The organism is Tenacibaculum sp. 1B UA (genome assembly GCF_033978845.1).
Taxonomy (GTDB): domain Bacteria; phylum Bacteroidota; class Bacteroidia; order Flavobacteriales; family Flavobacteriaceae; genus Polaribacter.
Window position 1 is genome coordinate 59866 of sequence record NZ_JAKVUA010000007.1, and the last position, 15690, is coordinate 75555.

A 15690-nucleotide genomic window follows, 5' to 3' on the forward strand; every position below is an offset into this window, starting at 1 on the left:
CAATACAGGTTTTTTTTGTATCTTCAATTAATAAATAAGATAGATAATGCTAATAGAAGCTTTTTTGGAGTATTTAGAATTTGAAAAAAAATATTCAAAAAATACAATTCAAGCGTACAAAACAGATTTAATTACGTTTAAAGATTTTTGTGAGGTTGAGTTTAATCAGGAAGATCTAGAAAATATTCATTACAATCAAATTCGAACATGGATTGTCAGTTTGGTAGATAATGATGTGTCAAATAGAAGTGTAAACAGAAAAGTTAGTTCTTTAAAAACTTTCTATAAGTTTCTGCAAAAAATTGGTGAAGTTGCTACGAATCCATTGTCAAATCATAAAGCATTAAAAGCTCAGAAGAAAATACAAACACCTTTTGATCAAGGTGAGGTAAAAGAAGTTTTAGGATTAATAAAAGAGGGTACTGATTTTGAATCAGTAAGAGATCGGTTAATCATAGAAATGTTGTATTCAACAGGGATGAGAAGGGTTGAGTTAATAAATGTTAAAGAGAAAGATATAGATTACACAAGTAAAACAATAAAAGTATTAGGAAAAAGAAATAAAGAAAGGTATGTAACAATCTTACCGTCAGTTTATAAAACTTTAGAAGAATATTTAAGTAAAAAAAAGGAGTTAGAAGAGGTGGATATGGAGGTGCTTTTTGTAACTAAAAAAGGAGTTAAAATTTATGAAACTCTTGTTTACCGGATAATAAATTTGTACTTTAGTAGGGTGTCTACAAAAGCTAAAAAAAGCCCTCATATATTAAGGCATGCTTTTGCTACACATTTACTTAATAATGGTGCGTCGTTAAATTCGGTTAAAGAATTGCTAGGACATTCAAGTTTAGCCTCCACCCAAGTATATACGCACAATAGCTTGGAGCAAATAAAAAAAGTGTATAACAAGGCTCATCCTAGGGAGCCAACTTAAAAGATCGAAGAATTATGAAGGTATTCACACAATCAGTAAATTTCTCAGCAGACCAAAAACTAATAGATTTCATTGAGAAAAAAATAGGGGGTTTAGAAAAGTTTCATGATAAGATCGTTGATGCAGAAGTGTTTTTAAAAGTGCAAAAAACGAGCGAGAAGGAAAATAAAATTACTGAAGTAAAAATTAATATTCCAGGAAGTGAATTAATTGTGAAGAAACAAAATAAAACCTTTGAAGAAGGTATTAGTGTATCGGTCGAGTCTTTAAAACGACAGTTGCAAAAATCAAAAGAAAAATCAAAAGAAAAACCAAAGGACGCCTTAGTGTCATAAAAACGATAAAAAATAATTAAAAAAGTTTTAAAAATTAAAAATTACTTTTTACATTTGCAGTCCGTTAGAAATAGCGGATTGTTTTTTTATAGCAAAAGCCGATGTAGCTCAGCTGGCTAGAGCAGCTGATTTGTAATCAGCAGGTCGTGGGTTCGAGTCCCTCCATCGGCTCTAAAAGAATAAAAGTTCATTAAAATACTATTTAAGGTTTAGGGGAGATTCCAGAGCGGCCAAATGGGACGGACTGTAACTCCGTTGTCTTACGACTTCGCAGGTTCGAATCCTGCTCTCCCCACTATCTTAATGAAATTTTATTGCGGGAGTAGCTCAGTTGGTAGAGCGTCAGCCTTCCAAGCTGAATGTCGCCAGTTCGAACCTGGTCTCCCGCTCTAAATTCGTTGCCGACATAGCTCAGTTGGTAGAGCGCATCCTTGGTAGGGATGAGGTCACGGGTTCAAATCCCGTTGTTGGCTCTATTTTAGAGTTTGTTAGACAAGAGTTTAAAAATAACACTAAATATATTTAACTAAGAATTAAAATTAATAATCATGGCAAAAGGAACTTATGATCGTTCGAAACCGCACTTAAACGTAGGTACTATTGGTCACGTAGATCACGGTAAAACTACTTTAACTGCTGCAATTACTAAAGTATTAGCAGATGCTGGATTTTCTGAGCAGAGAGCTTTTGATCAAATCGATAACGCTCCAGAAGAAAAAGAGAGAGGTATTACAATTAACTCTTCTCACGTAGAATATGCAACAGCTAACCGTCACTACGCACACGTTGACTGTCCAGGTCACGCGGATTACGTAAAGAACATGGTAACTGGTGCTGCGCAAATGGATGGTGCTATCTTAGTAGTAGCTGCTACAGATGGTCCAATGCCACAAACTCGTGAGCACATCTTATTAGGTCGTCAGGTAGGTATTCCACGTATCGTTGTTTTCTTAAACAAAGTTGATATGGTTGATGACGAGGAGTTATTAGAATTAGTAGAAATGGAAGTAAGAGATTTATTATCTTTCTATGAATATGATGGAGATAATGGTCCTGTAGTTTCTGGTTCTGCTTTAGGTGCATTAAACGGAGAGCAAAAGTGGGTTGATACAGTTTTAGAATTAATGGAAGCTGTAGATACTTGGATTGAAGAGCCACCAAGAGATACTGATAAAGATTTCTTAATGCCTATCGAGGATGTATTCTCTATTACTGGTCGTGGTACAGTTGCAACTGGACGTATCGAAACTGGTATTGTTAATACTGGAGATCCTGTAGAGATTATTGGTATGGGAGATGAGAAATTAACGTCTACTGTAACTGGTATCGAAATGTTCCGTCAAATCTTAGATAGAGGTGAAGCTGGAGATAACGCAGGTATCTTATTAAGAGGTATTGAAAAATCTATGATTAAGAGAGGAATGGTAATCTGTAAGCCAGGTTCTATTACTCCACACGCTAAGTTTAAAGCTGAGGTGTATATCTTAAAGAAAGAAGAAGGTGGACGTCACACTCCATTCCATAATAACTACCGTCCACAGTTTTACGTACGTACAACTGACGTAACTGGTAACATTGCTTTACCTGAAGGAGTAGAAATGGTAATGCCAGGTGATAACTTAACTATTATAGTTGACTTAATCCAACCTATCGCATTAAACACAGGTTTACAGTTCGCTATCCGTGAAGGAGGTAGAACAGTAGGAGCTGGTCAGGTAACTGAAATCTTAGACTAATTATAGTTTAATAATAAAGTATTAGGAGTCTCTTTTTAAGAGAGAGACTCCTTTAAAATACGGGTTTAGCTCAGTTGGTAGAGCACTGGTCTCCAAAACCAGGTGTCGGGAGTTCGAGCCTCTCAACCCGTGCAAAAACTAAAACGAGTTGTGGTGAAAACCGCAACTCGTTAAAAGGATAAAATATGAGTAACTTTGTACAATACATTAAAGATTCTTTTGAAGAATTAAATACCAATATGACTTGGATTTCTCGTGAAGAAGCTCAAAAGTCTACTGTAGTAGTTGCAGCATTTACAATTGTATTTGCTTTGGCTGTAGCAGGGATAGATAAGGTTTTTCAAACTGGGTTAGATAACTTCTTTAAAATGTTTTAATGATGGCTGATTCGGTGATGAAGTGGTATGTGGTTAGAGCTATTGGAGGTCAAGAAAATAAGGTAAAAACTTATATTGAGACTGAGATTGCTCGACATGGATTGTCTGATTTTGTAAACCAAGTAATTGTTCCTACAGAAAAAGTTATTCAAGTAAGAAACGGGAAGAAAATTAACAGAGAAAGAGTTTACTTCCCTGGTTATGTAATGGTTGAAGCTAATTTAGCAGGAGAAGTTCCTCATGTAATTAAATCAGTAACAGGAGTTATTGGTTTTTTAGGTGAAACAAAAGGAGGAGATCCAGTACCAATGCGTAAATCAGAAGTAAACAGGATGTTAGGTAAAGTAGATGAACTTTCTGTTAAAGATGAAAATATTGCAATTCCTTACATAGTTGGAGAAACTGTAAAAGTAATTGATGGACCTTTCAATGGATTTGATGGAACTGTTGAAAAGGTAAATGAAGAAAAGCGTAAGTTAGAGGTAATGGTTAAGATTTTCGGAAGAAAAACTCCATTAGAACTAAATTATATGCAAGTAGAGAAAATATAATTGTTACACCTATATTTAGATGAGTTTAAGCTTCCAATTTAAACACGTCGTTAAATCTTAAACAATGGCAAAAGAAGTAAGTAAATTAGTTAAACTACAAGTTAGGGGAGGTGCAGCGAATCCGTCGCCACCAGTTGGACCCGCTTTAGGTGCTGCCGGTGTTAACATCATGGAGTTCTGTAAGCAGTTTAATGCTCGTACACAGGACAAACAAGGTAAAGTATTACCAGTTGTTATTACAGTTTATACAGACAAATCATTCGAATTTGTTGTAAAAACACCACCAGCCGCAGTACAGTTATTAGAAGCGGCCAAAATTAAGAAAGGTTCAGGAGAACCTAATAGGAAAAAAGTAGCAAGCGTTTCTTGGGATCAAATTCGTGGAATTGCAGAAGACAAAATGGTAGATATGAATGCCTTTGAAGTTGAGTCTGCAATGCGAATGATTGCTGGAACAGCTCGTTCTATGGGATTAACAGTAACAGGTGATGCACCTGCTTAAACTTTAAAAGATATTTAGAAATGGCAATTACTAGAAAGCAAAAAGAAGCTCGTGCTAAAGTAGATAGCTCTAAAGTTTATAGCTTACAAGATGCATCAGCATTAGTTAAAGAGATTACAAACGTAAAATTTGATGCGTCTGTTGACTTAGCAGTACGTTTAGGAGTAGATCCTCGTAAAGCTAATCAAATGGTTCGTGGAGTTGTAACATTACCTCACGGAACTGGTAAAGATGTAAAAGTTTTAGCATTAGTTACTCCAGATAAAGAAGCAGAAGCTAAAGAAGCAGGTGCTGATTATGTAGGATTAGATGAGTACCTTCAAAAAATTAAAGGAGGATGGACTGATGTAGATGTTATTATTACTATGCCAAGTGTTATGGGTAAATTAGGTCCTTTAGGTCGTATTTTAGGACCAAGAGGTTTAATGCCAAATCCAAAAACAGGTACGGTAACAATGGACGTTGCAAAAGCAGTAACCGAAGTAAAAGCTGGTAAAATTGACTTTAAAGTTGATAAAACTGGTATCGTACACGCAGCAATTGGAAAAGTATCTTTTGATGCTAAAAAGATTGAAGAAAACGCAAACGAGTTATTGCAAACACTTATTAAATTAAAGCCAACTGCGGCAAAAGGAACTTATATTAAGAGTATTTTTATGTCTTCAACAATGAGTCCTAGTGTTGCAATAGATGAAAAATCTGTATCATAAGGCAGTTAAAACTTTTTAATTATGACTAGAGAGGAAAAATCACAAGTAATACAAGATTTAACAGCACAATTAGCAGATACAAGTACCATCTATTTAGCAGATATTTCTGGATTAGATGCTACTACTACATCTAACTTACGTAGAGCTTGTTTTAAAGCAAACGTACAATTGGCTGTTGTAAAGAACACATTGCTTTCAAAAGCAATGGAAGCTTCTGATAAAGATTTTGGAGAGTTACCAGATGTATTAAAAGGAAATACTTCAATGTTAATTGCTGAGGCAGCAAATGCGCCAGCAAAAGTTATCAAAGAGTTCAGAAAAAAATCAGACAAGCCTTTATTAAAAGGAGCATATGTTGAAGAAGCAGTTTATGTTGGTGATGACCAATTAGACGCTCTTGTTAACATTAAGTCTAGAGAAGAACTTATTGGAGATATTATTACCTTATTACAATCTCCTGCGAAGAATGTTGTTTCAGCATTACAATCAGGTGGTGGTAAGTTATCAGGTATCTTACAAACATTATCAGAGAAATAATTACGCGCACTAATAAACTAAATAAATAAAATTTTTAAAAAACAATTAAAATGGCAGATTTAAAAGATTTCGCAGAACAATTAGTTAACTTAACAGTAAAAGAAGTTAATGAATTAGCTGATATTTTAAAAGAAGAGTATGGTATTGAGCCAGCAGCAGCTGCAGTAGCAGTAGCAGGACCAGCAGCAGGTGGTGGTGATGCAGCTGAAGAAAAAACTGAGTTTGATGTAATCTTAAAAGCAGCAGGAGGTTCTAAATTAGCAGTTGTAAAATTAGTTAAAGAATTAACTGGATTAGGATTAAAAGAAGCTAAAGGTATTGTAGATAGCGCACCAGCACCAATAAAAGAAGGTATATCTAAAGATGAGGCAGAAGGTCTTAAGAAGTCTTTAGAAGAAGCAGGAGCTGAGGTAGAGCTTAAGTAAGCTATACTCCCGATTTATAAAAAAAACGGGAAAAAACAATAAAGGTTTAGGTACTAAAAACTTATGTTTTTAGTCCTAAACCATTTTGTGTATATATTCGTTCTTTATTTGTCACAATGTTTTTAATTGTGATTTTACGATTATAAAGTGCTGATTTTTAATCAGTAACAGCAATTAAAATTGCAGTATTGAAACAAATGAGTTTCAAAAATAATATTTTTAATTAAAAATAGCATCTCTTTTGGCAACGATAAATACTACTGAAAGAATTAACTTCGCGTCATCGCAGTTAGGGACTGATTATCCAGATTTTTTAGATATTCAGGTAAAATCTTTCCAAGATTTCTTCCAATTGCAAACTAAAGCTGAAGAGCGAGGAGAAGAAGGTTTGTATAAAACTTTCATGGATAACTTCCCGATTACAGATACTCGTAATCAATTCGTATTAGAATTTTTAGACTACTTTGTAGATCCACCAAGATACAGCATTCAAGAATGTATAGAGCGTGGATTAACTCACAGTGTACCTCTAAAAGCACGTTTAAAATTATATTGTACTGATCCAGAACACGAAGATTTTGAAACAATCGTTCAAGATGTGTACTTAGGTACAATTCCTTATATGACAAACTCTGGTACCTTCATCATTAATGGTGCAGAAAGAGTAGTTGTGTCACAATTACACCGTTCACCAGGTGTATTCTTTGGGCAATCATTTCACGCAAACGGAACTAAGTTATACTCTGCAAGAGTTATACCATTTAAAGGTTCCTGGATTGAATTTGCTACCGATATCAATCAAGTAATGTATGCTTATATTGATAGAAAGAAAAAATTACCAGTAACAACATTATTCAGAGCCATAGGTTTTGAAAGAGATAAAGATATTTTAGAAATCTTTGATTTAGCGGAAGAAGTAAAAGTTTCTAAAGCTGGATTAAAAAAAGTATTAGGGCGTAAATTAGCGGCTAGAGTATTAAAAACTTGGCATGAAGACTTCGTAGATGAGGATACAGGAGAAGTAGTATCTATTGAGCGTAACGAAATTATTTTCGACCGTGATACAATTATAGAAAAAGAACATATTGATGAAATAATCGAAGCAGGAACTAAGACTGTCTTATTACATAAAGAAGATAACTTACAAGCTGATTATGCCATCATTCATAACACATTACAAAAAGATCCTACAAACTCTGAAAAAGAAGCTGTAGAACACGTATATAGACAATTACGTAATGCTGAACCGCCAGACGAGGAAACTGCAAGAGGAATTATTGAAAAGTTATTCTTCTCAGAACAACGTTATAGTTTAGGTGAGGTAGGACGTTTTAGAATGAATACTAAACTTCAGTTAAATGAAGATTTAGATCAAAAAGTATTAACTAAGAACGATATCATAACTATTATCAAGTATTTAATTGAGTTAATCAATTCAAAAGCTGAAGTAGATGATATCGATCACTTATCTAATCGTCGTGTTAGAACTGTTGGAGAGCAATTAGCAGGACAATTTGGTGTAGGTTTAGCTCGTATGGCACGTACTATTCGTGAAAGAATGAATGTTCGTGATAACGAAGTATTTACTCCAATAGACTTAATTAATGCGAAAACTTTATCATCAGTAATTAACTCTTTCTTTGGTACCAACCAATTATCTCAGTTCATGGATCAAACAAACCCATTAGCAGAGATTACTCACAAGCGTCGTTTATCGGCTTTAGGACCTGGAGGTTTATCACGTGAAAGAGCAGGTTTTGAAGTTCGTGATGTTCACTATACACACTATGGTCGTTTATGTCCGATTGAAACACCTGAAGGACCAAACATTGGACTTATATCTTCTTTAGCAGTTTACGCGAAAGTAAACTATATGGGATTCATCGAAACACCATATAAAAAAGTTGAAGATGGTACAGTTTTAGGAGAAGATCCTATTTACTTAAGTGCAGAGGAGGAAGAAGGAATGAAGATTGCGCAATCTAACTTACCAATTGCAAAAGATGGTAAGATAGAACGTGATAGAGTTATTGCCCGTGAAGAAGGTGATTTCCCAGTTGAAAGTCCAGAAGCAATTAATTATATGGACGTTGCTCCAAATCAAATTGCTTCGATCTCAGCATCGTTAATTCCTTTCTTAGAGCATGATGATGCGAACCGTGCATTAATGGGATCGAACATGATGCGTCAGGCAGTTCCATTATTACGTCCAGAATCTCCTATCGTTGGTACAGGTTTAGAGCGTAGAGTAGCAAAAGACTCTCGTATTTTAATCAATGCTGAAGGAGCAGGAGTAGTTGAGTATGTAGATGCCAACAAAATAACAATTAAGTACGATAGAACTGAAGAAGAGCGTATGGTAAGCTTTGAATCTGATGAGAAATCGTATAACTTAATTAAGTTTAGAAAAACCAACCAAGGTACTAACATTAACCTAAAACCAATTGTAAGAGTAGGTGATAGAGTTGAGGAAGGACAAGTACTTTGTGAAGGATATGCGACACAAAAAGGAGAATTAGCTTTAGGTAGAAACATGAAAGTAGCCTTTATGCCTTGGAAAGGGTATAACTTTGAGGATGCGATTGTGATTTCTGAAAAAGTAGTTCGTGAAGATATCTTTACTTCTATTCATATTGATGAATATTCATTAGATGTTCGTGATACGAAATTAGGAGCGGAAGAATTAACAAACGATATTCCTAATGTTTCAGAAGAGGCTACAAAAGACTTAGATGAAAACGGAATGATTCGTATTGGAGCAGAAGTAAATCCAGGTGATATCTTAATAGGTAAGATTACACCAAAAGGAGAATCTGATCCAACTCCTGAAGAAAAATTATTACGTGCAATCTTTGGTGACAAAGCTGGTGATGTAAAAGATGCATCATTAAAAGCTTCTCCATCGTTAAGAGGTGTTGTAATTAATAAAAAACTATTCAAACGCGCAGTAAAAGACAAGAATAAGCGTGCTCGTGATAAAGAAGCTATTGCAGCTTTAGAAGCATCTTATGTGTCTAAATTTGAAGAGTTAAAAGATGTTTTAGTAGAAAAATTATTCAACTTAGTATCAGGTAAAACTTCTCAAGGAGTTTATAATGATTTAGGTGAAGAAGTATTACCAAAAGGTAAGAAATTCACTCAAAAAATGTTAAATTCTGTTGAAGATTTTACACACTTACACGGAACTTGGACTACTGATAAAGATTTAAATTCTTTAGTTGTTGAATTAGTTCACAATTATAAAATTAAAGTAAACGATTTACAAGGAGTTTTACGTCGTGAGAAATTTACAATTTCTGTAGGAGACGAACTACCAGCTGGAATTTTAAAACTTGCTAAAATTTATGTTGCTAAAAAACGTAAATTAAAAGTAGGAGATAAGATGGCAGGACGTCACGGAAACAAAGGTATTGTTGCACGTATCGTACGTCAAGAAGATATGCCTTTCTTAGAAGATGGAACACCAGTAGATATCGTATTAAATCCATTAGGGGTACCATCTCGTATGAACATTGGTCAGATTTATGAAACTGTTCTTGGATGGGCAGGACAAAAATTAGATCAAAAATATGCGACACCTATTTTTGATGGAGCAAAAATTGATCAAATAAATGCTTTAACAGACGAAGCTGGAATACCACGTTACGGACATACATATTTATATGATGGAGGTACAGGTAAACGTTTTGACCAACCTGCAACAGTAGGGGTAATTTATATGATTAAGTTAGGTCACATGATTGAAGATAAGATGCACGCACGTTCTATCGGACCATACTCATTAATTACTCAGCAACCATTAGGAGGTAAAGCTCAGTTTGGAGGTCAGCGTTTTGGAGAGATGGAAGTTTGGGCACTTGAAGCATATGGTGCATCAAGTATCTTACGAGAAATCTTAACTGTGAAATCTGATGACGTATTAGGTAGAGCAAAAACTTACGAGTCTATCGTTAAAGGAGAAGCAATGCCAGAACCAGGTTTACCAGAATCATTTAACGTATTAATGCATGAACTTAAAGGTTTAGGATTAGACGTTAAATTAGAGGAATAATCACAGTGAAATGTCTCAGAGTGAAGGCTCTGAGGCAAATCATTTTTTCAATATCAGTCTTATTATAAGACATTTATTTTTAATTCGAATCCATTATCATGGCAAGAAAAAACGAAAAATACACTGTTAAGAAGTTTAACAAAATTTCAATAGGTTTAGCATCACCTGAGTCTATTTTAGAGGCTTCTAAAGGAGAGGTGTTAAAACCAGAAACTATTAACTACCGTACGCACAAACCAGAAAGAGATGGGTTATTTTGTGAGCGTATCTTTGGTCCTGTAAAAGACTATGAGTGTGCGTGTGGTAAATATAAAAGAATTCGATATAAAGGTATCGTTTGTGACCGTTGTGGTGTTGAAGTTACTGAGAAAAAAGTACGTAGAGATAGAGTAGGTCATATTAACTTAGTAGTACCAGTAGCACATATCTGGTACTTTAGATCATTACCTAACAAAATGGGATACCTTTTAGGGTTACCATCTAAGAAGTTAGATATGATTATTTACTATGAACGTTATGTAGTAATTCAACCAGGTATCGCTAAAAATACTGAAGGAGAACCATTACAAAAAATGGACTTCTTAACTGAGGAAGAATATTTAGATATCGTAGATGAGCTTCCACAAGAGAATATGTATTTAGAAGATTCTGACCCTAATAAGTTCATCGCTAAAATGGGAGCAGAATGTTTAATCGATTTATTAGAAAGAATCGATTTAGATGAATTATCATACCAGTTACGTCATAAAGCAAATACTGAAACTTCTAAACAACGTAAAAACGAAGCACTAAAGCGTTTAAATGTTGTTGAAGCATTCAGAGACTCTCAAAAGAATAGAGAAAACAATCCAGAATGGATGATAATGAAAGTAGTTCCGGTAATTCCACCAGAATTACGTCCATTAGTACCATTAGATGGAGGTCGTTTTGCAACTTCTGATTTAAATGACTTATACCGTCGTGTAATTATCCGTAACAATCGTTTAAAGCGATTAATGGAAATTAAAGCACCAGAGGTAATTCTACGTAACGAAAAGCGTATGTTACAAGAATCAGTAGATTCATTATTTGATAACACACGTAAATCATCTGCAGTAAAAACAGAGTCTAACAGACCATTAAAATCATTATCTGATAGTTTAAAAGGTAAACAAGGTCGTTTCCGTCAAAACTTATTAGGTAAGCGTGTTGATTACTCTGCACGTTCGGTAATTGTTGTTGGACCAGAATTAAAATTATACGAATGTGGATTGCCAAAAGATATGGCAGCTGAATTATACAAACCTTTCGTTATTCGTAAGTTAATTGAAAGAGGAATTGTTAAAACAGTAAAATCTGCAAAGAAAATAATTGATAGAAAAGAACCAGTTGTTTGGGATATTTTAGAAAATGTAATTAAAGGACATCCAGTTTTATTAAACCGTGCTCCTACCTTACACCGTTTAGGTATCCAAGCTTTCCAACCAAAATTAATTGAAGGAAAAGCAATTCGTTTACATCCATTAGTATGTACGGCATTCAACGCCGATTTTGATGGGGATCAAATGGCGGTTCACTTACCATTAGGACCAGAAGCTATTTTAGAAGCGCAATTATTAATGTTAGCTTCTCATAATATTTTAAATCCTGCAAACGGAGCACCAATTACGGTACCGTCTCAGGATATGGTTTTAGGGTTATACTATATGACAAAAGAAAGAAAGTCAACTCCAGAAGTGCCTATTAAAGGTGAAGGATTAACTTTCTATTCTCCAGAAGAAGTTACTATTGCTTATAACGAAGACAGAGTAGACTTAAATGCTGGAATAAAAGTAAGAACTAAAGATTTCAATGAAAACGGAGAGTTAGTAACTCAAATAATAGAAACTACCGTTGGTAGAGTATTATTTAATGAAGTAGTACCAGAGCAAGCAGGATATATTAATGAGGTATTAACCAAAAAATCGTTACGTGGAATTATTGGCAATATTTTAAAAGTAACGGATATTCCATCGATAGGTAAATTCTTAGATGATATTAAAGGTATGGGTTATACGTTTGCCTTCCAAGGAGGTTTATCGTTCTCATTAGGAGATATCATTATTCCAGAAGAAAAGCATACGATGATTGCTGAAGCTAATAAAGAAGTGGATGGAATCGTTATGAACTATAACATGGGTATGTTAACGCAAAAAGAGCGTTACAATCAGGTAATTGATGTTTGGGGATCTACCAACAACCGATTAACTGAATTATCGATGAAGCGTTTACGTGAAGATCAACAAGGGTTTAACTCAGTATTTATGATGTTAGATTCTGGAGCGCGTGGATCTAAAGAGCAGATTCGTCAGTTAACAGGTATGCGTGGATTAATGGCGAAACCTAAAAAATCGACTGCTGGAGGTGGAGAAATTATTGAAAACCCAATTTTATCGAACTTTAAAGAAGGTTTATCAATTTTAGAATACTTTATCTCAACGCACGGTGCACGTAAAGGTCTTGCCGATACCGCATTAAAAACAGCCGATGCAGGTTATTTAACACGTCGTTTAGTAGACGTATCACAAGATGTAATTGTAAACGAAGTAGATTGTGGTACATTAAGAGGATTGGAAGTAGCTCCATTAAAGAAAAACGATGAAATCGTTGAACCTTTAAGCGAAAGAATTTCAGGACGTACATCATTATATGATGTTTACGCGCCTATTTCTGACGAGTTATTAGTTGAAGCAGGAGAGTTAATAACACCAGTCTTAGCTGATAAAATACAAGCTTCAGGAATAGATAAGGTTGAAGTACGTTCAGCATTAACATGTGAATCTGAAAGAGGAATCTGTGAAAAATGTTACGGACAAAGTTTATCAACAGGTAAAAAAGTTCAAAGAGGTGAAGCAGTTGGTGTAATTGCAGCACAATCTATTGGAGAGCCTGGTACACAGTTAACATTACGTACGTTCCACGTTGGTGGGGTAGCAGGAAACATTTCAGAAGATAATAAGTTAATCGCTAAATTCGACGGTTCTGTATCAATTGATGATTTACGTACTGTAAAAGGTAAAGATTCAGCAGGAGAAGAAGTAGAAATCGTAATTTCTCGTACAGCAGAGATTAAGATTACAGATAAGAAAACAGGAATTGTATTAAGTACTAACATTATTCCTTATGGTTCTATTCTTTTTGATAAAGATAGAAAGACCATTAAGAAAGGAGATGCAGTATGTCAATGGGATCCATTTAACGGAGTTATTGTTTCTGAGTTTGGAGGAAAAGTTAAGTTTGATAACTTAGAGCAAGGAATTAACTTCTCTGTAGAAGTTGATGAACAAACAGGATTCCAAGAAAAAGTAATTACAGATTCTAAGAATAAGAAGATTATTCCTTCATTAATTATTGAAGATGCTGATGGTAACGCGTTACGTTCGTACAGTTTACCAGTAGGAGCACACTTAATGGTAAGTGATGGAGATAAAGTAGAATCAGGTAAAACTTTAGTTAAGATTCCTCGTAAGTCTGGTAAAGCAGGAGATATTACAGGAGGTTTACCACGTGTAACAGAATTATTCGAAGCGCGTAACCCTTCTAATCCAGCTGTAGTAGCGCAAATTGATGGAGTTGTATCATTTGGTAAGATTAAGCGTGGTAATCGTGAAATTATTATCGAATCTAAAACTGGAGAGATTAAGAAATACTTAATTAAGTTATCTAATCAAATCTTAGTTCAAGAAAACGACTTTATTAAAGCAGGAATGCCATTATCTGACGGAGCAATTACTCCAATAGATATCTTAAATATTAAAGGACCTTCAGCAGTACAAGAGTACTTAGTAAACGAAATTCAAGAAGTATATCGTTTACAAGGGGTGAAGATTAACGATAAGCATTTCGAAGTAGTAGTACGTCAAATGATGCGTAAAGTTAGAATTATTGATTCAGGAGATACTTTATTCTTAGAAAATCAATTAGTTCATAAAATTGATTTCATCAAAGAAAATGATGCTATTTACGGAATGAAAGTTGTTGAAGATGCTGGAGATTCTACAAATTTAAAGGCAGGACAAATAGTTTCAGCTCGTCAATTAAGAGATGAAAACTCGTTATTACGTAGAGAAGATAAAAACTTAGTAGTAGCACGTGATGCACAACCAGCAACAGCTGAGCAAGTATTACAAGGTATTACAAGAGCATCGTTACAAACGAAGTCATTTATCTCGGCTGCATCATTCCAGGAAACAACTAAAGTATTAAATGAAGCCGCTGTAAACGGTAAAATTGATACCTTAGAAGGATTAAAAGAAAATGTAATTGTTGGTAAACGTATACCAGCAGGTACAGGAATGAGAGCTTACGAAGACATAGTAGTTGGACCTAAGGATGAGATTGAACAAAGTTTATAAAAACTTGAGTTTATAAATAATATCAAGGGTTTAGAGTTCTTAGAACTCTAAACCCTTATTTTTTAACTAAATAATAGTAAGACTTAATTATGGAAGATAATAATAAAGACCCACAATTAAATATAGAATTAGATCAAGAAATAGCAGATGGAACCTATAGTAATTTAGCTATTATAAACCATTCGGTTTCAGAGTTTATAGTAGATTTTATTAATATTATGCCTGGAGTTCCAAAAGCAAAAGTAAAATCAAGAATAATTTTAACACCACAGCATGCTAAACGTTTATCAAAAGCATTAGCAGACAATATTCGTAAGTTTGAACAAGCACATGGTGAAATTAAAGATTACGAGCAGCCACCAATTCCAATGAACTTTGGAGGTACTACTGGTGAAGCCTAAAACAAAAAATCGTCTATTTAGACGATTTTTTTGTTTATAATAATATAAGAAAGATTAAAAACCTTCAGAAAGTTCCTTTAAAGCTTTTACATCAGTTATAAAGATTTCTTTCCCTTTTAAATCGATTAGTTTCTTCTTTTTAAACTCAGAAAGTAAACGGATAGCACTTTCAGTTGCTGTGCCTATAATATTAGCAATATCTTCTCTTGATAAATTAATGTTTATAGAGCCATTTTCGTTTTTATCAAACTTAGTGTCTAATAGTAAGAGAGTAGCAGCTAAACGTTGTTTTACAGTTTTTTGAGCCATATCAACAATAACACCGTCAGCTTTCTTTAAAGAATTAGCCATTTTTTTCAAAACATTCATGGAAAAGTTAGAATTGTTTTCTAAATCTCTGAGAATTTCTTCTTTAGGAATAAAGCAAACTTCCATATCATTTACGGCAATGGCTTTTAAATTAGAAGCTTCATTGTTTATTAAACTACGTTCACCTAAAATATCTCCTTTTCTAATTAAATGAATAATTTGATCTCTACCATTATCACTCATTTTAGATACTTTACAAACACCGTCCTTAACACAAAAAACACCATTAATGTACTCCCCTTCATTAAAAAGAGTCTCTCCCTTTTTAATTGTTTTAGAAGTTTTGCACCCAGAGATTCTTACTAATTCATCTTTAGTCAAGGCTTTTAAAGAGTTGAATTGTCGAATAATACACTGTTCACATTTGCTCATAATATGCCTTTTTTTTG

General features: G+C 34.3%; 13 protein-coding genes and 5 tRNA genes. 17 read left to right on the forward strand and 1 reads right to left on the reverse strand.

The annotated features are described in order from the left end of the window. Positions 1–46 precede the first annotated feature (46 nt). From MK851_RS07445 to MK851_RS07525, 17 genes are all read left to right on the forward strand, one after another. Positions 47–934, forward strand: coding sequence for a tyrosine-type recombinase/integrase (locus tag MK851_RS07445; protein ID WP_320242827.1), 888 nt, complete (start codon positions 47–49; stop codon positions 932–934). A 14-nt stretch (positions 935–948) separates the two neighbouring features. Beyond that, positions 949–1269, forward strand: coding sequence for a ribosome hibernation-promoting factor, HPF/YfiA family (hpf, locus tag MK851_RS07450; RefSeq protein ID WP_115902082.1), 321 nt, complete (start codon positions 949–951; stop codon positions 1267–1269). Positions 1270–1366: 97 nt separating this feature from the next. Beyond that, a tRNA-Thr gene (locus MK851_RS07455) sits at positions 1367–1440 on the forward strand. 41 nt (positions 1441–1481) lie between these two features. Next, positions 1482–1564, forward strand: a tRNA-Tyr gene (locus MK851_RS07460). A gap of 21 nt (positions 1565–1585) precedes the next feature. Further along, positions 1586–1658, forward strand: a tRNA-Gly gene (locus MK851_RS07465). 11 nt (positions 1659–1669) lie between these two features. Further along, positions 1670–1742: transfer RNA gene (locus MK851_RS07470), tRNA-Thr, on the forward strand. Between the two features lie 75 nt (positions 1743–1817). Then, on the forward strand, positions 1818–3005 hold the full coding sequence (tuf, locus tag MK851_RS07475) for an elongation factor Tu (protein WP_303508572.1): 1188 nt from the start codon (positions 1818–1820) through the stop codon (positions 3003–3005). Between the two features lie 59 nt (positions 3006–3064). Then, positions 3065–3137 (forward strand) — tRNA-Trp (locus MK851_RS07480). A gap of 53 nt (positions 3138–3190) precedes the next feature. Then, complete coding sequence (secE, locus tag MK851_RS07485) at positions 3191–3382, forward strand: preprotein translocase subunit SecE (RefSeq protein ID WP_047790104.1); 192 nt, start codon at positions 3191–3193, stop codon at positions 3380–3382. Between the two features lie 2 nt (positions 3383–3384). Continuing rightward, a complete protein-coding gene (nusG, locus tag MK851_RS07490) occupies positions 3385–3933 on the forward strand; it encodes a transcription termination/antitermination protein NusG (protein WP_320242833.1) in 549 nt (182 codons plus the stop codon). A 64-nt stretch (positions 3934–3997) separates the two neighbouring features. Beyond that, positions 3998–4435, forward strand: a complete 438-nt coding sequence (gene rplK / locus MK851_RS07495; protein WP_047790105.1) for a 50S ribosomal protein L11 — start codon at positions 3998–4000, stop codon at positions 4433–4435. A 20-nt stretch (positions 4436–4455) separates the two neighbouring features. After that, the gene (gene rplA / locus MK851_RS07500; protein ID WP_115902080.1) at positions 4456–5145 is read left to right on the forward strand and encodes a 50S ribosomal protein L1; all 690 of its coding nucleotides are present in this window, start codon (positions 4456–4458) and stop codon (positions 5143–5145) included. A gap of 21 nt (positions 5146–5166) precedes the next feature. Continuing rightward, positions 5167–5682: a 50S ribosomal protein L10 gene (rplJ, locus tag MK851_RS07505; RefSeq protein WP_303508552.1), complete on the forward strand. Its 516-nt coding sequence runs from the start codon at positions 5167–5169 to the stop codon at positions 5680–5682. Positions 5683–5732: 50 nt separating this feature from the next. Then, positions 5733–6107: a 50S ribosomal protein L7/L12 gene (gene rplL / locus MK851_RS07510; protein ID WP_303508550.1), complete on the forward strand. Its 375-nt coding sequence runs from the start codon at positions 5733–5735 to the stop codon at positions 6105–6107. A 241-nt stretch (positions 6108–6348) separates the two neighbouring features. Continuing rightward, a complete protein-coding gene (gene rpoB / locus MK851_RS07515) occupies positions 6349–10158 on the forward strand; it encodes a DNA-directed RNA polymerase subunit beta (protein ID WP_303508548.1) in 3810 nt (1269 codons plus the stop codon). A 98-nt stretch (positions 10159–10256) separates the two neighbouring features. Next, positions 10257–14531 (forward strand): DNA-directed RNA polymerase subunit beta', encoded by a 4275-nt coding sequence (rpoC, locus tag MK851_RS07520; protein WP_303508546.1) that lies wholly within the window; start codon positions 10257–10259, stop codon positions 14529–14531. 89 nt (positions 14532–14620) lie between these two features. After that, positions 14621–14932, forward strand: a complete 312-nt coding sequence (locus tag MK851_RS07525; RefSeq protein ID WP_320242842.1) for a DUF3467 domain-containing protein — start codon at positions 14621–14623, stop codon at positions 14930–14932. A 54-nt stretch (positions 14933–14986) separates the two neighbouring features. On the opposite strand, the gene MK851_RS07530 is transcribed toward MK851_RS07525, so the two are convergent. Continuing rightward, entirely contained in the window at positions 14987–15673 is a 687-nt protein-coding gene (locus MK851_RS07530; RefSeq protein ID WP_320242844.1) for a Crp/Fnr family transcriptional regulator, read from the reverse strand. Positions 15674–15690 lie beyond the last annotated feature (17 nt).